The sequence below is a fragment of the Streptomyces sp. NBC_01197 genome (genome assembly GCF_036010505.1).
Lineage (GTDB): Bacteria > Actinomycetota > Actinomycetes > Streptomycetales > Streptomycetaceae > Streptomyces.
This window is the reverse complement of record NZ_CP108569.1, coordinates 7185831-7205193: the sequence shown is the minus strand read 5'-3', so window position 1 is coordinate 7205193 and position 19363 is coordinate 7185831. Positions and strand designations below refer to the sequence as shown.

The 19363-nt window shown below is 70.1% G+C and carries 20 protein-coding genes and 2 pseudogenes; 8 read left to right on the top strand and 14 right to left on the bottom strand.

The window, feature by feature from the left end:
- Positions 1-26 precede the first annotated feature (26 nt).
- Entirely contained in the window at positions 27-1334 is a 1308-nt protein-coding gene (locus tag OG452_RS33095; RefSeq protein ID WP_327299227.1) for an MFS transporter, read from the top strand.
- Positions 1335-1420: 86 nt separating this feature from the next.
- Here OG452_RS33095 and OG452_RS33090 read toward each other — a convergent pair whose 3' ends face one another.
- Complete coding sequence (locus tag OG452_RS33090) at positions 1421-2635, bottom strand: NAD(P)/FAD-dependent oxidoreductase (protein WP_327299226.1); 1215 nt, start codon at positions 2633-2635, stop codon at positions 1421-1423.
- Positions 2636-2997: 362 nt separating this feature from the next.
- Between OG452_RS33090 and paaK the strand changes: the two genes are divergently transcribed.
- Positions 2998-4308, top strand: a complete 1311-nt coding sequence (gene paaK / locus OG452_RS33085) for a phenylacetate--CoA ligase PaaK (RefSeq protein ID WP_327299225.1) — start codon at positions 2998-3000, stop codon at positions 4306-4308.
- A 192-nt stretch (positions 4309-4500) separates the two neighbouring features.
- Here paaK and OG452_RS33080 read toward each other — a convergent pair whose 3' ends face one another.
- The 3 genes from OG452_RS33080 to OG452_RS33075 all read right to left on the bottom strand — a co-directional run bounded on the left by OG452_RS33080 (position 4501) and on the right by OG452_RS33075 (position 7168).
- Positions 4501-5631, bottom strand: a complete 1131-nt coding sequence (locus OG452_RS33080; RefSeq protein ID WP_327299224.1) for a 50S ribosomal protein L11 methyltransferase — start codon at positions 5629-5631, stop codon at positions 4501-4503.
- Between the two features lie 3 nt (positions 5632-5634).
- Positions 5635-5889: an SPASM domain-containing protein gene (locus OG452_RS35520; protein WP_442810136.1), complete on the bottom strand. Its 255-nt coding sequence runs from the start codon at positions 5887-5889 to the stop codon at positions 5635-5637.
- A gap of 145 nt (positions 5890-6034) precedes the next feature.
- Positions 6035-7168, bottom strand: a complete 1134-nt coding sequence (locus OG452_RS33075) for a hypothetical protein (protein WP_327299223.1) — start codon at positions 7166-7168, stop codon at positions 6035-6037.
- A 188-nt stretch (positions 7169-7356) separates the two neighbouring features.
- Between OG452_RS33075 and OG452_RS33070 the strand changes: the two genes are divergently transcribed.
- On the top strand, positions 7357-7539 hold the full coding sequence (locus OG452_RS33070) for a hypothetical protein (RefSeq protein WP_405565225.1): 183 nt from the start codon (positions 7357-7359) through the stop codon (positions 7537-7539).
- 256 nt (positions 7540-7795) lie between these two features.
- On the opposite strand, the pseudogene OG452_RS33065 reads toward OG452_RS33070, so the two are convergent.
- The 3 genes and pseudogenes from OG452_RS33065 to OG452_RS33060 form a co-directional block, all read right to left on the bottom strand.
- Positions 7796-7884: pseudogene (locus tag OG452_RS33065) on the bottom strand (transposase); the annotation flags it as partial.
- A gap of 24 nt (positions 7885-7908) precedes the next feature.
- A pseudogene (locus OG452_RS35515) lies at positions 7909-8013 on the bottom strand (hypothetical protein); the annotation flags it as partial.
- 67 nt (positions 8014-8080) lie between these two features.
- Positions 8081-8398: an ArsR/SmtB family transcription factor gene (locus OG452_RS33060; RefSeq protein WP_327299222.1), complete on the bottom strand. Its 318-nt coding sequence runs from the start codon at positions 8396-8398 to the stop codon at positions 8081-8083.
- A 77-nt stretch (positions 8399-8475) separates the two neighbouring features.
- Here OG452_RS33060 and OG452_RS33055 point away from each other — a divergent pair, with 77 nt between their 5' ends.
- Positions 8476-8757 (top strand): muconolactone Delta-isomerase, encoded by a 282-nt coding sequence (locus OG452_RS33055; protein ID WP_327299221.1) that lies wholly within the window; start codon positions 8476-8478, stop codon positions 8755-8757.
- Positions 8758-8878: 121 nt separating this feature from the next.
- Here the strand turns inward: OG452_RS33055 and OG452_RS33050 are convergent, their stop codons facing one another.
- Positions 8879-9487, bottom strand: a complete 609-nt coding sequence (locus OG452_RS33050) for a TetR/AcrR family transcriptional regulator (RefSeq protein WP_327299220.1) — start codon at positions 9485-9487, stop codon at positions 8879-8881.
- Positions 9488-9751: 264 nt separating this feature from the next.
- Between OG452_RS33050 and OG452_RS33045 the strand changes: the two genes are divergently transcribed.
- The gene (locus OG452_RS33045; RefSeq protein WP_327299219.1) at positions 9752-10030 is read left to right on the top strand and encodes a hypothetical protein; all 279 of its coding nucleotides are present in this window, start codon (positions 9752-9754) and stop codon (positions 10028-10030) included.
- On the opposite strand, the gene arsB is transcribed toward OG452_RS33045, so the two are convergent.
- Complete coding sequence (gene arsB / locus OG452_RS33040; protein ID WP_327299218.1) at positions 10031-11122, bottom strand: ACR3 family arsenite efflux transporter; 1092 nt, start codon at positions 11120-11122, stop codon at positions 10031-10033.
- Complete coding sequence (locus tag OG452_RS33035; protein WP_327299217.1) at positions 11119-11520, bottom strand: ArsR/SmtB family transcription factor; 402 nt, start codon at positions 11518-11520, stop codon at positions 11119-11121. Before OG452_RS33035 ends, arsB begins: the two co-directional genes overlap by 4 nt.
- A gap of 78 nt (positions 11521-11598) precedes the next feature.
- Here OG452_RS33035 and OG452_RS33030 point away from each other — a divergent pair, with 78 nt between their 5' ends.
- The 3 genes from OG452_RS33030 (at position 11599) to OG452_RS33020 (ending at position 13538) form a co-directional block, all read left to right on the top strand.
- The gene (locus OG452_RS33030) at positions 11599-12072 is read left to right on the top strand and encodes an ArsI/CadI family heavy metal resistance metalloenzyme (protein ID WP_327299216.1); all 474 of its coding nucleotides are present in this window, start codon (positions 11599-11601) and stop codon (positions 12070-12072) included.
- A 442-nt stretch (positions 12073-12514) separates the two neighbouring features.
- Positions 12515-12754, top strand: coding sequence for a hypothetical protein (locus tag OG452_RS33025; protein WP_327299215.1), 240 nt, complete (start codon positions 12515-12517; stop codon positions 12752-12754).
- A 118-nt stretch (positions 12755-12872) separates the two neighbouring features.
- Positions 12873-13538: a class I SAM-dependent methyltransferase gene (locus OG452_RS33020; RefSeq protein WP_327299214.1), complete on the top strand. Its 666-nt coding sequence runs from the start codon at positions 12873-12875 to the stop codon at positions 13536-13538.
- Positions 13539-13719: 181 nt separating this feature from the next.
- Here OG452_RS33020 and OG452_RS33015 read toward each other — a convergent pair whose 3' ends face one another.
- The 4 genes from OG452_RS33015 to OG452_RS33000 form a co-directional block, all read right to left on the bottom strand.
- Complete coding sequence (locus OG452_RS33015) at positions 13720-15261, bottom strand: fatty acyl-CoA synthetase (protein WP_327299213.1); 1542 nt, start codon at positions 15259-15261, stop codon at positions 13720-13722.
- A gap of 114 nt (positions 15262-15375) precedes the next feature.
- Entirely contained in the window at positions 15376-16473 is a 1098-nt protein-coding gene (locus OG452_RS33010; protein WP_327299212.1) for a calcium:proton antiporter, read from the bottom strand.
- A 132-nt stretch (positions 16474-16605) separates the two neighbouring features.
- A complete protein-coding gene (locus tag OG452_RS33005) occupies positions 16606-18168 on the bottom strand; it encodes an acyl-CoA synthetase (RefSeq protein ID WP_327299211.1) in 1563 nt (520 codons plus the stop codon).
- On the bottom strand, positions 18168-19274 hold the full coding sequence (locus tag OG452_RS33000; RefSeq protein WP_327299210.1) for an NAD(P)H-dependent flavin oxidoreductase: 1107 nt from the start codon (positions 19272-19274) through the stop codon (positions 18168-18170). Before OG452_RS33000 ends, OG452_RS33005 begins: the two co-directional genes overlap by 1 nt.
- Positions 19275-19363: the final 89 nt, after the last annotated feature.

Sequence of the window (19363 nt, the reverse complement as noted above, 5' to 3'; positions counted from 1 at the left end):
TCTCGGCTGGGGCGCAGGGTCGGTGCATGGCTGATATCGCGACGAAGTACACGGGCGGCCCGACGGGGCGCGGGCGGCTGCATCCCGCCTGGCGGGTGGCGGCGGTGGCGGCGCTGGCGATCGTGGCCGCGGGAGCTTTCACCACGATGGCGGGACTGTTCACGGAGCCGCTGCACCGGGAGTTCGGCTGGTCGCACGGGTCGATCGGCCTGGCGGCCTCGGTGAACATGGTGGTGTACGGGGTCGTCGCCCCGTTCTCGGCCGCGCTGATGGACCGGTTCGGGCTGCGGCGCGTGGTGGGCGCGGCGCTGGCCGCCGTCGCCGCGGGTGCTCTGCTCAGCACGGCGATGAGCGCTCCCTGGCAGTACGTACTGACCTGGGGCCTGCTGATCGGGTTCGGCTCGGGCGCGATGGCGCTGACCTTCGCAGCGACCGTCACGCAACGCTGGTTCGTCCGGCGGCGCGGGCTGGTCAGCGGGGTACTCACGGCCGCCGGGGTCTTCGGGCAGTTCGTCTTCCTTCCGGTGCTTTCGTGGGTGGTCGCGGATCACGGGTGGCGGACGGCCGCGGTGCTGCTGACGCTGGTCGCGTGCGCCGCACTGCCCCTGGCGCTGATGCTGCTGCGGGACCACCCCGCCGACGCGGGCGTACGGGCTTACGGCGCTCAGCGGTTCACCCCGAAGCCGGCGGCCCTGCCGGGTGCGGCCGCCCGTACGGTGCGGGTCCTTGGCACGGTGGCGCGCGGCGCCCCGTTCTGGCTGCTCGCGGCCACCTTCGCGATCTGCGGCGCCTCGACCAACGGCGTGATGTGGACGCACTTCACCCCGGCCGCCCACGACCACGGGATGCCCGCGACCACGGCGTCCTCGCTGCTCGCACTGGTCGGTGTCTTCAATGTCGCGGGCACGGTCCTCTCCGGCTGGCTGACCGACCGTCTGGATCCGCGGAGGCTGCTCGCCGTGTACTACGCGCTGCGCGGTCTGACGCTGCTCTGCCTGCCGGTGCTGATGTCCGCCACGGTCCGGCCGCCGATGGTCGCCTTCGTGGTGGTGTTCGGGCTGCTCGACGTGGCCACCGTGCCGCCGACTCTCGCGCTCTGCAGGGAGCTGTACGGGGCGGACAGCGCGATCGTCTTCGGCTGGGTGGCCGCCGCGCACCAACTGGGCGCCGGTCTCGCCGCGTTCCTCGGCGGGGCGGCACGGGACGCGTTCGGCTCGTACGACCCGCTGTGGATCGCGATCGGCGCGGTCTGCGGCGCCGGGGCGCTGCTCGCGCTGCTGATCGCGCGGCCCGCCGGCCGGTGCGGCACGGTGGCGGGTCCGGGTCTCCGCTGACCGTGACCCGGTGCGGCGTCGTGGCGGCTCGGGTGGCCGGGAGGTCCGCCGGGGGCTGTACGAGCGCCCCCGGCGGACGACGCGAATCAGACGGCTCCGGCTTCCTGCAGGGCGAGTGCCTCCGCCCATGGCGTGCGGGCCGCGACCAGGGGCCGCAGGGCGCGCAGCGGACGGGTCATGTTCACACCGACCGCACCGCAGACCTGTCCCGCGCGGGCGAACAGAGCGGTGAACTTCCGCTCGGCGAGGCTCCCTTCGACGATGTGCACCAGGTCGGCGCCACGGGTCCTGCCGTGGATCTGGACCTTGAGGTCGTACTGGTCCGACCAGACGAAGGGCACGGTGGTGAAGGCGGTGGCCGCCTCTCCGGCGAGGATGTTGCGGGCGACCGCGCGGCCCTGTTCCGATGCGTTGGTGCGGTGCTCGATCCGCAGCCGCTCCCCGGTCACCGGGTCGGGCCAGGACGCCACGTCTCCGGCGGCCCAGATGTGCTCGGCGGCGCGGAGAGTGGCGTCGCACTCGACGCCGTTGCCGAGGCGGAGCCCGCTTCCCGCGAGCCATTCGGTGTTGGGCCGCGACCCGATGCCGACGAGTACGGAGTCCGCCGCGAGGGTGCGGCCGTCGGAGAGACGTACGCCCGTCGCACGGCTGCCGTCGGTGACGATGTTCTCGACGAGGGCGCTGGTCACCGTCCGTACGCCGTGTTCCTGGTGCAGGTCCGTCAGCATGCTCCCGATGTCGTGGCCGACCGCGTCGGCGAGCGGCACCGCCCGGTCGGTCACCAGCGTGACCTCGCAGCCGGCCTCCCGGGCGACGGCGGCAGCCTCGGCGCCGATGAAGCCGCCGCCGACGATCACCAGATGCGGCCGGCCGGCGAGCGACTCGCGCAGGGCCGTCGCGTCGTCCAGCGTGCGCAGGACATGGACTCCCGCGATACCGTCCATGCCCGGCAGCACCCGGGGCCGGACTCCGGTGGCGACGACGAGCGCGTCATAGCCGATGGTGCCGCCGTCGCCGGTGTCCATCTCCCGGGCGGCCGGATCCAGGGCCCGCGCCCGGGTGCCGGAGCGCAGCTCGATGTCCAGGTCGGCCAGCGCCCCGGCGCTCCGCAGCAGGACCCGGTCGGCTGCCCACTCACCGGCGAGCAACTGCTTGGAGAGCGGCGGCCGGTCGTACGGAAGGTGCTCCTCCTCGCCCACGAGCACGAGCCCGCCGTCGTAACCGGACCGGCGCAGCCCCTCCGCCGCGGCGAGGCCGGCGGCGGACGCGCCGACGACTACGACCCGGCGCGGACCGCTCACGAGAGGGCCCCGGGCAGTCCGGCGCCGTGGCGCCCGTCCGCTTCGGTGGTGATGCGCATGGCCGCTCCGATGGTCACGGTGCCCGGCGCCGCGCCGCACACCACGGTGAAGTGAACGTCCGAAAATTTACACCCGGGTACTCACCTCGCCCCTCCCACCCCGCACGCCTGCGTACGAGTTGACGGTCCGGGACCGCAGGCGGCCCGTCGGTGCCGCTGCCCCTGCGGGGGGATGGAGGGGCAGACGGGCAGCACACAGCTCTTGACGGTCCGGCCTGCTCCTGAATTACTGATCGGACACATGTCGACCGAATGATCGGTCGGCTGGTTTGCCGGTCGGGACACCGGGACGGGAGTGACCACATGACAGCCCTGCTGGACGCGGCTGAACGGCTCAACCGCGACGAGCTCGAAGCGCTTCAGACCGAGCGGCTGCGCGCGACGCTCCGGCACGCGTACGAGAACGTGCCCTTCTACCGCGAGTCCTTCGACAAGGCGGGGCTGCGCCCCGAAAACTGCCGCACCCTCGCCGACCTGGCCCGCTTCCCGTTCACCGTCAAGGCCGATCTGCGCGACCAGTACCCGTTCGGGATGTTCGCCGTACCGGAGTCCGAGGTACGGCGCATCCACGCCTCCAGTGGCACGACGGGCCGCCCGACGGTCGTCGGCTACACCGAACGCGACCTGTCCACCTGGGCGGACGTGGTGGCCCGGTCCATCCGCGCGGCGGGCGGCAGGCCCGGCGACAAGGTCCATGTGGCGTACGGATACGGACTGTTCACCGGCGGCCTCGGGGCTCACTACGGCGCCGAACGCCTCGGCTGCACGGTAATCCCCGCGTCCGGCGGAATGACGGCCCGTCAGGTGCAGCTGATCCAGGACTTCCACCCCGACATCATCATGGTGACGCCGACCTACATGCTCACCCTGCTCGACGAGTTCGAGCGCCAGGGCATCGACCCCAGGTCCACCTCACTGCGGGTCGGCATCTTCGGCGCCGAACCATGGACCGATGAGATGCGGCGCGAGATCGAGGAGCGGTTCGCGATCGACGCCGTCGACATCTACGGGCTCTCCGAGGTCATGGGGCCCGGTGTGGCCCAGGAGTGCGTCGAGACCAAGGACGGCCTCACGATCTGGGAGGACCACTTTTTCCCAGAAGTGGTCGATCCGGTCACGGGTGAGGTCCTGCCGGACGGCGAGCAGGGGGAGTTGGTCTTCACCTCGCTCACCAAGGAGGCCATGCCGGTGATCCGCTACCGGACCAGGGACCTGACCCGGCTGCTGCCGGGCACCGCCAGAGAGTTCCGGCGGATGGAGCGGATCAGCGGGCGCAGCGACGACCTGGTCATCGTGCGCGGGGTGAACCTCTTCCCCACCCAGGTCGAGGAGATCGTGCTGCGGACACCCGGCCTCGCCCCGCACTTCCAGCTGCGGCTCACCCGGGAGGGCCGGATGGACGCGCTGACCGTACGGGCGGAGGCCAGGCCCGACACCTCGCCGGAGGTACGGGATGCGGCGGCCCGGTCGGTCGCCGCGCGCATCAAGGACTCCATCGGGATCTCGGTCTGCATGGAGGTCGTCGACCCCGAGACGCTGGAGCGGTCGGTGGGCAAGTTCAAGCGGATCGTGGACTTGCGAAGCGATCCCGTGAAGTCACCGCGCGACGCGTGAAGTCGATCGGCAGGCGGGTGGCACGCCAGGCTCCGCAGCAGCCGTGTCCGCTGATCTCACGGCGTGGCCCCGGTACAGAAGACTTCCGGGCCTTCTGTACCGGGGCTCCTCCACACTCTGCGGCCGGAACTGACGGTTCAGCAGGGGTGCAGGGCCGACCCCAGTGTGGGGCCATCACACGGGGTGCGAAGTTCAGAGGGTGGAGCGCCAGCCTCCTCGGGCAAGCCGTGTCCGGCCGTCCGGAGTGATCAGCACATGGGCGCCGCGCACGGGCAGCTCGCCGTGCTGAAGCCAGTACGAACGGATCTCATCCAGAACGTCCCACAGGTGGCGTGGACCGCTCTGGTGTACGACAGGATCGCCCCCCTCCGTGCTGGTGGCTCGGGCCCATGAGCCGTCCGGGTGGGCGAGCCACGTTGTGCGCTGCTGCCCGGTCTCCTCGTAGCCGTAGACGACGCCGGGTACCTCGATGCCGAGCATGGACGACAGGTCCCATGCCTGTTCGACGTCGACCACCGGATATCGGCTGACCGTGACGAACTCCCCCCTTTCGGCGCAAGCCGTCTCGACCAGACCGTCCAAGAGTGGCGGGTAGTCGGCACTGTGGCGGGCGTGCATGAACCCGGCGCGGTCCCACTCGACTCGTCCCCGGGCGGTGCCGTCCTCCTGCTTGTCCGCGGTGACAATGAGCGTCGTGCCCGCGATGTTGGTCACCAGCCGCCCGCCCGGCTTGAGTGCCGTCAGCCAACTGGTGGGCACAGGCCGGACCCCGACCGTGGCCACGATGCGGTCGTAGTGCTCTGGCAGCTCGCCGCTCGCATCCAGGGTGTAGAGCTGGGGCCCCAGTCCGACCTGGGTGAGCCGCTGGCCTGCTGCTTCGGTGAGGTAGGGGTCCACGTCGATACTGGTGACCCGATGGTCACCCAGGCGTACGCAGGCCAGCGCGGTGCCGTATCCCGAGCCGGTGCCGACATCCAGCAGGGTGTCTCCGTCGCTGAGCCGGGCGTGCTGGAACATCCGCACCAGCAGACTCGGCAGCGTTGCCGACGACGTTGGCCGGCCTGCCGGCCGATCGCCGGGCTGCGCCTGGTCCGCGTGTGTGCTTCCGACCCGGGTTACGAGCGAGTCGTCCGCGTACGCGGCAGTCAGCCAAGCTTCCTCGTCGTCCGCCCCTGCGCGCAGGGACCAACTGTCCTGGCCCGCCCACCAGCAAGGGATGAACAGGTGGCGCGGGAGCAACGCAACAGGGGCGCGCCACCGCGACCCCGACGGGACCGCACCGGCAGCGAGGGCTGCGGCGTGGGGCTTCCAGTTCACCGGCATCTCCTAGAACTTGGGGTTGCAGGCGGGGGTGCTGGCCGGACTGCAATCCCCGCCATCATTGGGCGGGCACGCGTTCGTCGCCGCCTTCGGCACAGCGGATCGGGCATCAGCCCACCGAGAACCGGACAGGACGTCCCGCAGGGGGGTGTTGCGCACGTTCCCCGTTCGCAGATGCCGGGACAGGATGCAGCCGTACACGTCACCGTCCGGGGAGACAGCGACGCGCTCGTGGAAGCACCGCCCGCATAGCTCGCTCACACCGGGGATGGTGGCGGAGTCCGCTGCCGCGCGTCCAATCGCCCGCACCTGGTCCACCCTGATGTTCTGCACTCCGAGTGAACGCAGTTGGGCTTCGGCTTCGCCATGGGCGTGTGCGGTTGCCGGCTGCGCGTGCCGGGCGGGGTCAGATCGTGTCGGCGATCTTGCTCAACAGGGCTGCGCTGGCCGGGATGTCGTGGTTGAGCCGGACCGCACGGTGTGGCAGTTCGGCGAGACGGGCCGCCACCTCGGCGCGGGCGCTCTTCCGGCCGCCGCCGTCGACGCCCTGGGCCAGGCCGAAGACGTCCGGGTAACGGTCCTCTGTCGCCCCCGACATGAAGTCGGCCTCGCCCAGCGTGCGTCTGCCGTCGATGACGTCGGGTGCTGCGTCTGCGTCGACCTGGGGGAAGACCAGACCGGCGGCGTGCCCGCGGGTGGCCAGGGGGACGTTGAACATGTCCGGGAACTGGTCGGGGAATACCTGGACCTTGCGCTCCCGCTTCTTGGCGTCCCACAGCGGGGTGTGGTCTGCGGCGAGCAGCGCATCGGTCACGGATTCGTGCTGGGTCGGGTGGAAGCTGTCGCCGCCCTGCAGGTGCTCGCGCGCTGTGGCGTCCCAGCCGAGCGAGTGCAGCAGGCCGACGCCGAGCGCGGCGGCGGACGGCCAGGGCACCACGTCTACATCGGCTTCGCCGGTGGGCCGGACGAGGACCCGGTCCTTGGCGAGGAGCTGCCAGCCGTGCGAGGCGAGCAGCAGGGCCGTGGTCGTCTTGCCGGCGCCCTTGTCACCGAAGGTGAGGAGCATTGCGCCGTCGTCCGGCCGTACGACTGCGGAGGAGTGGAGCACAGCCCAGCCGTCCCGCAGGGGCCGGCCACGGACCGCTTCCCGTGCGAGGCGCGCGGCGGCCAGGGCGAGAGGCTGTACGTGGGTGCCGGCGAGGACGAGACGACCGGAGGACGGCGTGCTGCGGTACACGATCCCTTCAACCAGCGACGTGGCGATGATGTCCTCACCGTCGCGTGCCACGAAAAGGGGGTGCTTCGCGTACTCCACGGCCTCCGTTGCCCGGCCATCGTTCACCAGACTGGTGATCTCCTCGTAGGCGGTCGGGTTGACGTCCGCGGTCACGACGGCTTCGGCGCACACTTCGGTGGCGTCCACGGAAGTGGCGTTCCACCACGGGCCGAAGTAGCGCAGGGCCCAGTCGGTGACTTCGGGGCGGTTGCTCAGCACGGCGACGGCAGCCGTTGCGGCGACGAGCCGGGCGGCACTGATCATGGTGCAGCAGTCAGGGACAGCCGCGCTCCGGCGGCGGCTCCAGCAGCTGTCCGCCCGTATCGCCGCTCACCCGGACTGGCGGACCCCGCCCGGGAACACGCCAGCCGCACGGATGGCGCTCCGTGAGACTGCCCGGGGCCTGACAGGCGCCCGGCAGTCTCACGGAGCGCCATGATGGACATCACCGAATCGCAGGGCCCGCATCCTGCGGGCCCGATTCGGTCGCTAAGCACGGGCGTTGCCCGACCATGCGCGAGATCGGCGACGCCGCCGGCCTGTCCAGCACGTCGTCCGTGAACTACCAGGTGCGGCGCCTACAGCCCCAGAGGCTCGCCACCCGCACCGCCCAGGAATGGCAGCCGTACGGTTAGGGCCTGCGCGATGTCGTGAATCGGTTGCCGGGTTCCGCCCTCTTCACGGGGTGGAACCCGCGTCAGCAAGCACCTCATGTCGGCCCTGGAAGAAGCCGCGCAGGAGCAGGAAACAGCCCAGCAAAAGGGACGGCACGGAGGAACAGAACGGACAGGCCGAGCGCCGACACATTCGGCGTCGACGCAAGCTCTGCCTGAAGGAAGCCACAAGACCTCACTTCGCCGCCTCGGCGATCGTCCCCAGGGACACCGCGGTGAACACCCCAGCATCCCGCCACTGTCGAAGCCGGCCGTAAACGGTAGACCAGCGCCCGAACCGTTCGGGCGCCTCCGCCACTTCGCCCCGTTCCTGAACGGCCACATGACGCCCTCGAAGTGCGTCCGCCGGTTCTCCGGGTACGGGCCGTACTCACCGACCGGCAGGAACGGGGAGATGAACTCCCACTCGGCATCCGGAAGTTGAGGGCGAGGCATCCCACCGCTCTACTCCACGAGCCGGGCCGCCCCCAGGCCGGGCCCCACGAGATCACAACTCCACACATTAATGCGTGTCGATGGTGTCGAGGGCCTCAAGGATGCCCGTCAGCGCCGCGGAGAAGCGGTCGAGGGTGTCCTCCCGCAGCGAGACGAAGCAGCGGGTGCCCTCGAAGCGGTGGAGAGTCAGACCCGCTTCTCGCAGGATCCGCATGTGGTGGCTCACCGTGGACGGCCCGAGGCTCACGGAAAAGTCCTCACGCTGGTGCTCGGCGCGGTCCGCCAGCACGGCGACGATCGCGAGCCGGGCCGGATCCCCCAGGGCAGAGAGCAGCCTTGCAAGCTGAACGTCCCCGAGATCGGGGTGATGCGGACTCTTCGGCATGAGGCAAGACTACTATTTCGAAGTTCTACATTGTTCGATGTAGTCTTCCTGGCGGCACATCGATCAAGGAGGTCCCCATGGAGTTTCTCGTGAAGGTCGACGGTTCCCGCGCCTACACGCTTCCCGCCGACGAACGCGACGATCTCATCCGCCGGGAACGGGAGCGGGGCCGTGAACTGCTGGACGAGGGAGTGATCCAGCAGTTCTGGCGGATCCCGGGCCGGCGCGGCAACGTCGGCATATGGTCTGCCATCGACGCCGACGCGCTGGAAGAGGCGCTGACCAGCCTGCCGATCTGGCCGTACGCCGACATCGAGGTCACCGCCCTGGCCACGCACCCCATGATCCGGCAACGCTGACCCGCCCGCACCGGCTGGGCGTCCGCGTCGACCCGGCCGCGCGTGAGAAACCCAGCCCGGCGAGATCAGGGTGTTGACTGCTTCCAGCCGTGTTCCGTGAGCCGACCCTTGTCGCTGTCCGTCACTCCGCGCCGTAGTACAGCCGGAGGAACTCCTCCATCGACGCGTCGACGCCGGCGCGGTCACCGGTGGCGAGCAGGTCGAGCAGTAGACCGCGGACAGTGGCGAGTCCCATTCTGGCGCGTCTCCGGGCCACGGCAGGGTCCGCTCCCGCACTGACTTCGGCGGCCACGAGCGGCTCCAGCCAGTCCTTCACAAGCCCTTCGAGCACCGGAGCCGCCTCGGGGCGGCCTCGCAGCGCCTGCCCGCAGACTTCGAAGAAGAGTCGCTCCTGACCGGCCAGCCGAGGGTCCGCCAGCTGCTGCCACAGCCGGCGCGCGAGGTCGGCGGGCGAGAGACCGGACTCCAGGCGGAGCCGGGACAGGAGGTCGCGCTGACGTCGCTCCGACGTCCGGACGATCTCGACGAACAGCCGTTCCTTGGAGCCGAAGTAGTGGATCAGCATGCGATGACTGACGCCGATCGCGGCGCCCAGGCGGCGCAGGCTCAGGTCCGCGATGCCGTGTGCCGCGACGTGATCGACGGCCGCGTCCACCAGTTGTGCGCGCCGGTCCCCGTGGGTGCCTTGCCCGGCCCTGCCGTCGGGAAGCGAGTCGTCCGTATTCACCACGGCCGCGAGTGTACCAATCGGTACATGCTGCCTGTACCGATTGGTACATGAAGTCTGTCACCGTGTCGATCCACGTACCTCAGACGTCGGAGCAGGTCTACGACTTCCTCGATGTCATGGCTCACCACGAGCGGTTCACCAACCACTATCTGACCGACTGGCGCTACAACGACCCTGCCTGCGGCATCGGACCGTGCGTAACGGTGACCGCCGCTCTGGGCGGCACCGAGACCGACGTCACCATCGAGGTCGTGGAGGGCCGACGTGCTGCGGCGCATCGTCGAACGCAACGTCAGCGGGGCCGGCCGACGCGTGGCCCACGGCACCTATGCCATGGAACCGCTGCGGACCGGTGGGACCCACATCTCGTTCACCTACAGGTGGGTGCACGCCCCCCTCGCCGACCGGCTGCTGGCCGCCGTTCGAACCATGATGCGGCGCGCCAACCGCACGGCCATGCGACGCCTGGCCACCGAGTTGGCGCACCACGTGCCCGCCGCCGGCGTTGTGGACGCAGACGAACAACACGGAGGGGATGCGTAGTCAGACAGGGGCGCGGCCTTCGTCGGCCAGGGGCGCGGGAGCGGTGAAGAAGCGGCGGGCGTACAGTGCGACGTAGACGAGGCCGATCAGTACGGGTACCTCGATGAGCGGGCCGACCACACCGGCGAGTGCCTGCCCGGACGTGGCGCCGAACGTGGCGATGGCTACCGCGATGGCCAGTTCGAAGTTGTTGCCGGCGGCGGTGAACGCGAGCGTCGTGGCACGCGGGTAGTCGAGTCCCACGGCACGGCCGACCGCCATCGATCCGGCCCACATGATCGCGAAGTACACGAGGAGCGGCAACGCGATGCGGACGACGTCGAGCGGCTGCGAGGTGATTGCGTCGCCTTGCAGCGCGAACAGGACGATGATCGTGAACAGCAGCCCGTACAGGGCGAACGGCCCGATGCGCGGGATCAGCTTCGCCTCGTACCAGGCGCGGCCCTTGGCCTTCTCGCCGATTCGGCGCGTGAGGTAGCCGGCGACGAGCGGAATACCGAGGAAGATCAGCACGCTTCGGGCGATCTCCCACACGGACACGTCGAGGCCGGCCTGCTCAAATCCGAGCCACCCGGGCAGCACGGAGAGGTAGAACCAGCCGAGGGCCGAGAACGCGATCACCTGAAACACCGAGTTCAGCGCCACCAGGACGGCGGCGGCCTCGCGGTCACCGCAGGCCAAGTCGTTCCAGATGATCACCATGGCGATGCAGCGCGCCAGCCCCACGACGATCAGACCCGTGCGGTACTCGGGCAGGCCGGGCAGGAACAGCCACGCCAACGCGAACATGAGCGCCGGTCCGACGATCCAGTTCAGCAGCAGCGAGGGCAACAGCAGGCGGCGGTCGCGGGTGACGGTGTCGAGCCGGTCGTACCGCACCTTGGCGAGGACCGGGTACATCATCACGAGCAGGCCGAGCGCGATCGGCAGCGATACCCCGGTCACCGTGACCTTGGCGAGCGTGGCCCCGAGGCCGGGCACAACGCGGCCGAGTCCGAGGCCGAGCGCCATAGCGGCGAGAATCCACACGGCGAGGTAGCGGTCAAGGAACGACAGACGGCCGGCGACCGCCTGCTCGGGTGCGGAGCTCACGCGGTCACCTCGGCGGGCGCGGGCAGGGTCTCGCCTGCGGGACGCGTCAGGACGCCTGCGAGGCGGTCGGTCATGTCGGGCAGCAGCCAGTAGTAGACCCACGTACCGCGCCGCTCACAGTCGATGAGGCCGGCCTGCCGAAGCAGCTTGAGGTGATGCGAGATCGTCGGCTGAGAGAGATCGAAGGCGGGCGTCAGGTCGCAAACGCAGACCTCTCCGCCGGCGCGCGAGGCGATCAGCGAGAGCAGGCGCAACCGCACCGGGTCGCCCAACGCCTTGAAGACCTGCGCCAGTTCGACGGCCTGCCCCTCACCGAGGGGAGCGGTCAGCAGCCCGGGGCAGCAGGCGCCGGCCTTGTCGTCAGTCTGACCGAGCACCACAAGCTCTTGTTTCGACATGCTTCTATATTGACATTTGCCTATTCACGAAGCAACCTTGAATAGACGGACATCAATGCAGTCGATCGGAGCCCTGCCATGTCCCGTGCACAGCTCGCCCTGCGCGTCAGCGACCTGGAAGCGTCGGTCAGCTTCTACTCGAAGCTGTTCGGCACCGAACCGTCCAAGCGACGTGAGGGATACGCCAACTTCGCCATTACGGAGCCGCCGCTCAAGCTCGTCTTGATCGAGGGAGAGCCCGGACAGGAAACCTGCCTGGACCACCTCGGCGTAGAGGTGGAAGCGACCGAGCAGGTGGCGGCCGCAACGACTCGCCTCAAGGATGCCGGCCTCGCCACGTTCGAGGAGAACGACACCTCGTGCTGCTACGCGCTACAGGACAAGGTGTGGGTGCACGGCCCGGGCAAGGAGCCGTGGGAGGTCTACGTTGTCAAGGCCGACACAGACCAGCTGGGCAAGAGTCCCGCCTTGCACGGCAGCGCGTGCTGCAGCAGCGAGCCCGCTCCTGCTGAATCCTCCCCTTCAGCGACTGGTTGCACATGCGGCAGCTGACTCATCGCTCTCCTGAACGAACAGCCACTGCGCCAGGTCGACGTCGGCGAGGAGGAGATGGGCCGTGTCCACCCCCCTCCCAGTGAGGCCATCTGCACTGTGACGTCGGCGGTGTCGGCGAGGTGCGGCGCTGGGCGAATGGGATGCCATCGCCGCCAGTGGGATCCCGTTCTGCCACCGGCTGCCCGTAGGGAACTCGAACGGGTCGGCCTCCGAGGCGATCGTCAGAGGGTGTTCCAGGGAAGTCGCCGACTCGAACCCTGCGTCGCCGGGGCGGGGGTGTCCGGTGCAGGGGTCACCGACGGCGGCCAGAAGGGCATCAAATCCACTCAACATCCGATGGCAGCACACGGTCGACCTTCGATGGCGCAGGCCACCGATGACTCGCGAACGAGACCGACCAGAGTGCGAGAAAATTCGAACATGTGCTCTACTCGACGACATGAGGTACAGCTTTCCCGACGATCTCCTGAGGGCCCAGGCCGACTGGTACGCCACCTACTGGCAGCTCGCGGCCCCCGCCGCGCGACAGGCCGGAACTGCCGCGCCCCGGCGACGCCTCCAGCAGCTGTCCGCGCGCATCGCCGCTCACCCGTACTGGCAGACGCCGCCCGGGAACACCCCGGCCGCGCGGATGGCGCTCCGTGAGGCCGCCCGAGGCCTGGGCCGGGCGCGGTCATGATGGACGTCACCGATCGGCAGGTGCGCATCCTGCGGTGCCTGCGGGACTCGGCGGCAGCCCACCGGCCGCTCCAGTGATCGTGGTGACCGGGCCGGAACAGATGTAGGGTGCCGGCGCCATGAACAACGAGACAGCGAGCGAGCAACTGCTGGCCATGGCCAGCACCGCCGGATACGGCGAGGCGGCCGGGGCCCTTGCCCAGCAGTACGAGAGCGTCACCTTCGCCGAGGTGCACCGCGAGGTGCTGCACCTGTTCCCCTCCTGTCCGAGCTCGGTGCTGGACATCGGGGCGGGCAGCGGGCGCGACGCGGCGGCGCTGGCCGCCAGGGGGCACCGGGTCGTCGCTGCCGAACCCACCGCCGAGCTGCGCTCGCTGGGCCGGCGCCTCCACGACGGCCGGCAGATCGAATGGGTCGACGACGCGCTGCCGGAACTGCCCGTTCTGACCGCGCGATGCCACCGCTTCGACCTGGTCCTGCTGACCGCGGTCTGGATGCACCTCGACGAACGACAACGTGCCTCGGCCATGATTCGCCTGGCCGGCCTGCTCACCACCGGCGGCCGGGTGATCCTCTCCCTTCGCCATGGCCCGGTCCCGGCGGGCCGCCGTATGTTCCCCGTTTCCGCAGAGGAGACCATCGACCTCGCCCACACGCACGGCCTGGACATCGTCCACCACGCCCAGCGCGAGGATCCGCACGGACGCCCGGGAGTGGCGTGGTCCTACCTCGGCCTCCAGCTCCATGCAGATCGCGACCTCCCCGGCCCCATCACCGAGCAGTAACCCCCGGGGCTGGGGTTCCTGACCGGTGTACCGCGCCTCGGCCTCGACGCCCGGACCGGGATCCTGGTGGAGCCCGAGGCCTGCGGCGACCGACCGGCGGCGGTCTTCGGTGTGAAGTCCCCGACCCTAAAACGCTCGAACGCTCGAACGCTCGGCGGGCAAGTTCAGACAGTGGGCAAGTTCAAACGGATCGTGGATCTGCGAAGCGGTCCCGCAACTCGCGCTTGAGGATCTTCCCGCTGGCGTTGCGCGGCAGAGAGTCCACGAACAGGACCCGCTTCGGGGCTTTGAAGTGCGGGAGGGACGCGCGGGCGTGGTCGAGCAGTTCGGCCTCGGTGACCTCGTCGCACACCACGACCACGGCCGTGACCGCCTCGATCCAGCGGTCGTCGGGCAGTCCGACGACCGCTGCCTCGGCGACCCCGGGGTGGGTGTAGAGCGCGTCCTCGACCTGGCGTGAGGCGACCAGCACGCCTCCGGAGTTGATGACGTCCTTCACCCGGTCGACCACGGTGAAGTACCCCTGCGCGTCGCGCACCGCGAGATCGCCGGAGTGGAACCACCCGTCGCGGAAGGCTTCCGCGGTCTCCTCCGGCTTGCCCCAGTAGCCCTCGCACAACTGCGGTGAGCGGTAGACGACTTCGCCCGCCGTGCCGTCGGGTACCTCGTCGCCCTTCTCGTCGACGACCGCGGCCTCCACGAAGAGAACAGGCCGGCCGCAGGAGTCCATCCGCCCCTCGTGCTCGTCCGGCCCCAGGACCATGGCGAGCGGGCCGATCTCGCTCTGGCCGAAACAGTTGTGGAAGGCCAGACCGGGCAGCCGCTCCCGGAGCCGCTCCAGGACGGGCACCGGCATGATCGACGCGCCGTAGAACGCCTTGCGGAGACCGCTCAGATCGCGGGTGGCGAAGCCGGGGTGGTGGGAGAAGCCGATCCACACGGTGGGCGGCGCGAAGAGCGTGTCCGCAAGGCCGGCCTCGACCAGCCCGAACACCTCGGCCGCGTCCGGGGCGTCCAGGATGGTGTTCTCGGCGCCCACCGCCAGATACGGCAGCAGGAAGACATGCAGCTGGGCCGAGTGGTAGAGCGGAAGCGAATGCAGCGGCCGGTCCGACTCCTGGAGGCCGAGGGCGGTGATGGCGCTGACGTACTCGTGGACGAGTGCCCGGTGCGTCATCATCGCGCCCTTGGCGAGTGCGGTGGTGCCCGAGGTGTAGAGCAGCTGCACCAGGTCCTCAGAGCCGGGCGGGCGTTCGGGGGTGAAAGGCCGCGGATTGCCGAGCGCGGTGAGCAGCGATCCGTCGCCCCCGCGCAGCAGGAGCACCGGGAACCCGTCCGGTACGGCGCCGGCGAGGCCGGGGTCGGCGAGTACCAGCGCGCTGCCCGACTGGCCCAGGATGTACGCGAGTTCGTCACCGGTGAGGTTCTGGTTCACCGGTACATGGATCAGCCCGGCACGGGCGCAGGCGAGGAAGCCGATGAGGTAGACGTCCGAGTTGTTGCCGTAGGAGGCGACCCGGTCGCCGGTCCACAGCCCGTGCCCGGTCAGGACGGCTGCCGCCGTGGTGACGGCCTCGTCGAGGGCCGCGTAGGTCCAGGCGCGGTCCCCGTACCGGACGGCGGTACGCCCTGGCACCCGCCGCGCGCTGCGGCGCAGGATCCCGTCGACCGTGCTGGCGCGTACACCTGTCGTGGCGTGTGTCGTGGCGTGGTCCTGTGTCATGGCGCGATCCTGCGGTTCGCCGGGGGTCCGGTCAAGGGAGGCGTACCGGGCAGGCGAACCGCAGGATCACGAGCGGCCGGCCGTCACCCCCGGTCGGCAGCTCCGCGCCGCGGCTCAGGGGCTGACGGCCAGGAACACGAAGGCGGCGAAGATCGCCAGGTGGATGCCGCCCTGCATCAGGGTCGCCCGGCCAGGGACGATGGTCAGGGCGCCGACCACCACGGTCAGCGCGAGCAGCACCATATGGGTGGCTCCGAGCCCGAGCAGCAGCGGTCCGGTGAGCCAGACCGAGGCCAGCGCGATGGCCGGGATCGTCAGCCCGATGCTCGCCATGGCCGAGCCGAGCCCCAGGTTGAGGCTGGTCTGGACGCGGTCGCGGCGCGCCGCCCGTACCGCCGCGAGCGTCTCGGGCAGCAGCACGAGCAGCGCGATCACCACGCCGACGACCGCGTGGGGCAGCCCTGCCGCCGCGACGCCCGACTCCAGGGTCGGCGAGATGCCCTTGGCGTCACCCACCACGGCGATCAGAGCGACAAGCAGCAGTACGAGGCTGAGCAGGGCGGCCCGCCGGCCCGGCGGTGGTGCGTGGCCGTCCTCGGTCTGGATTTCGCCCTGCTGGGTGAGGGGCAGGAAGTAGTCCCGGTGACGCACCGTCTGGACGGCTACGAACAGGCCGTACAGGCAGAGTGACGCGATGGCGGCGAAGGCAAGCTGGGGCCCGCTGAACTCCGGTCCCGGCTTCCTGGTGAACCTCGGCAGGACCAGGGTGAGGGTCGCGAGCGCCGCCACGGCGGACAGGGCCGTGCCCGATCCCTCGGCGTTGAAGACGGCGACCCCGCGGCGTACGGCGCCGATCAGCAGGGAGAGACCCACGATCCCGTTGCAGGTGATCATCACCGCGGCGAAGACGGTGTCCCGGGCGAGTGAGGAGTACTTGGAGCCGCCGTCGGCCATCAGGGTGACGATGAGCGCCACTTCGATGACGGTGACGGCGACCGCCAGCACCAGCGAGCCGAAGGGCTCTCCCACCCGGTGGGCGATCACCTCGGCGTGGTGCACGGCGGCCAGCACCGCTCCGGCCAGGCAGAGCGCCACCAGGACCACGGCGAACACCGGCAGCTCGCGGCCCCAGCTGAGGATCAGGGCCACGACAGCGACCACGGGGACCGCGGTGGTCCACTGTGCCGCCAGGGCCCGGCTCGGCGCTCTCATGGATCCACGCTGGCAGAGATGATCAGCGGCTGCCCGGCGGGCGCGCCCGGCACCGGGGCCCCGCTTCCGGATCAGGCCGGGTCGCGGGGTCCGGCCCACGTACCTGCGCTGGTGTCGTCGGTCCAGGCGGAATCAGACGGCGCGCTCGTGCCCTTCCCAGTACGGTTCGCGCAACCGCCGCTTGTAGAGCTTGCCGTTGGGGTCGCGGGGCATCGTCTCGATGAAGTCGACGCTCTTGGGGCGCTTGTACCCGGCCAGCCGGGACTCGCAGTGGGCGAGGATCTCGGCGGCGAGCGCGTCGCCGGGCTCGGCGCCGTCGGCCGGTTCGATGACGGCCTTGACCGCTTCGCCCCAGTCGCTGTGCGGGATCCCGAAGGCGGCGGCGTCGGCGACCGCGGGGTGGGTGAGCAGGGCGGACTCGATCTCGGCCGGGTAGATGTTGACCCCGCCGGAGATGATCATGTCGATCTTGCGGTCGCGGAGGAAGAGGTAGCCGTCCTCGTCGAGCAGGCCCAGGTCTCCGACGGTGAAGAAGTCGCCGATGCGGTTCTTCGCCGTTTTGGCCTCGTCCTTGTGGTAGCTGAAGCCGCCGGTGGACATCTTCATGTAGACGGTGCCGAGTTCGCCGGGCGGCAGCCGGTTGCCGTCGTCGTCGTGGATGGCGAGTTCGCTGATGGGCCAGGCCTTGCCGACGGTGCCCGGCTTCTTCAGCCAGTCCTCGGCCGTGGCGAAGGCACCGCCGCCCTCGCTGGCCGCGTAGTACTCCTCGACGCAGCGCCCCCACCACTCGATCATCGCCCGCTTGACGTGGTCGGGGCAGGGCGCGGCGCCATGGATGGCATGGCGCATCGAAGTGACGTCGTACCGCTCCTTGACCTCGTCGGGCAGGGCGAGGAGGCGGTGGAACTGGGTCGGGACCATATGTGTGTGCGTGCAACCGTGCGCGTCGATCGCGCGCAGCATCTCCTCGGGCGTCCACTTGTCCATCAGGACCAGGGGGTGGCCGATGTGCAGGGCCGCGCCGGCGAACTGGAGCACGGCGGTGTGGTAGAGCGGCGAGCAGACGAGATGAACGTTGCCGTCGAAGGGCCTGATCCCGAAGATCCCGAGGAACCCGCCGAGGTAGGTCTCCTCCGGCAGCTTGCCGGACAGCGGGCGGCGGATGCCGCGCGGCCGTCCGGTGGTGCCCGAGGTGTAGTTCATCACCCAGCCGAGGGTGCGGTCATCCGGTACGGATCCGGGCTGCCCGCCGGGGAGATCGCCGTAGGGACGGAAGCCCGGTATGGCGCCGACCGCGTACCGTTGGGTGGCGGGGAGCCCGGCTTCGTCCGCCGCCGCCGTCGCCGCTTCGGCGAACCGCTCATGGGCGATGAGGACCTTGGCCCCGGAGTCGGAGACGATCCAGGCGATCTCAGGCCCGACGAAGTGGTGGTTGACCGGGACCAGATAGAGACCGGCCTGCGAGGCGGCCAGATACGCGGTGAGGAACTCGACGCTGTTCGGCAGGACGACCGCGAAGGCGTCCCCGCGCTCCAGACCTGCGGCGCGCAGCCCGTGCACCAGCTGGTTGACGGCCGTGTGCAGCCGTCCGGCGGTCCACTCCTCGCCATCGGGTGCGATCACGACCGTGCGGCCGGGGTCGGCGGTGGCCTGGGCCCAGAAGCCGTTGGGGGTGCCGCTGTCCGTCGCTGCCATCAGTGACTCCGTCCTGCGATGCGGTTGATCCGGTCGACGGCCCGCTCGAAACCGCGGGTCAGCTCGTCGAATACCTCCTGGACACCGCGTTCGGAGTTCATCCGGCCGACGATCTGCCCCACCGGGGTGCCGAGCAGCGGGGCGACCTCGTACTTCTGGATCCGGGAGACCGCGTCGGCGACGAGCAGCCCCTGGAGGGGCATGGGGAGGGTGCCGGGTCCTGCGGGGTCGTCCCAGGCGTCGGTCCATTCGGTACGGAGCTGACGGGCCGGTTTGCCGGTGAGCGCGCGGGAGCGCACGGTGTCGCCGGAGCCCGCCTCGATGAGCTTCCGGGTGAGGGCGCGCGAGTGCATCTCGGCCTCGGTGGTGGTGAGCCAGAGCGAGCCGAGCCAGACGCCCTGGGCGCCGAGCGCGATACCGGCGGCGATCTGCTCACCGCTGCCGATCCCGCCGGCGGCCAGGACCGGCAGCGGTGACACGGCGTCGACCACGTCGGGGGTGAGCACCATGGAGGCGATGTCCCCGGTGTGGCCGCCCGCCTCGTACCCCTGGGCGACGACGATGTCGATACCGGCCTCGGCATGGCGCCGGGCGTGCTTGGCGCTGCCGGCCAGCGCCGCGACCAGGACGTCGTGGCGGTGGGCGCGTTCGATGACGTCGGCGGGCGGGGAGCCGAGTGCGTTGGCGAGCAGTTTGATCGGATAGTCGAAGGCGACGTCGAGCTGGTTGCGGGCGACCTGTTCCATCCACCCGGTGATCCGCCAGCCGGATGGTTCGCCCTCGGGCCACTCGGGGACTCCGTGTTTGGCGAGGGTCTCCTCGACGAACCGGCGGTGTCCCTGCGGGATCATCGCCTCGACCTCGGCCTCCGTCACCCCCTCCACCTTTTTCGCGGGCATGACGACGTCGAGGCCGTACGGCAGTCCGTCGGTGTGCTCCTGCATCCAGTCGAGATCACGCGCCAGTTCGTCGGGGGCGGTGTAGCGAACCGCTCCGAGTACCCCGAATCCGCCGGCCCGGGTGATGGCGGCGGCCACGGCGGGAAAGGGCGTGAAGCCGAAGATTGCGTGCTCGATCCCCAGTTTCTTGCTCAGCTCCGTCTCCATGGGGCGCAGGATGCCCCAGCGGAGCAGCCGAGGGAAGAGGTTTCCTGATGCTGTGTCAGATTCTTTGGAGCGCTGGGGACACGCGGTGC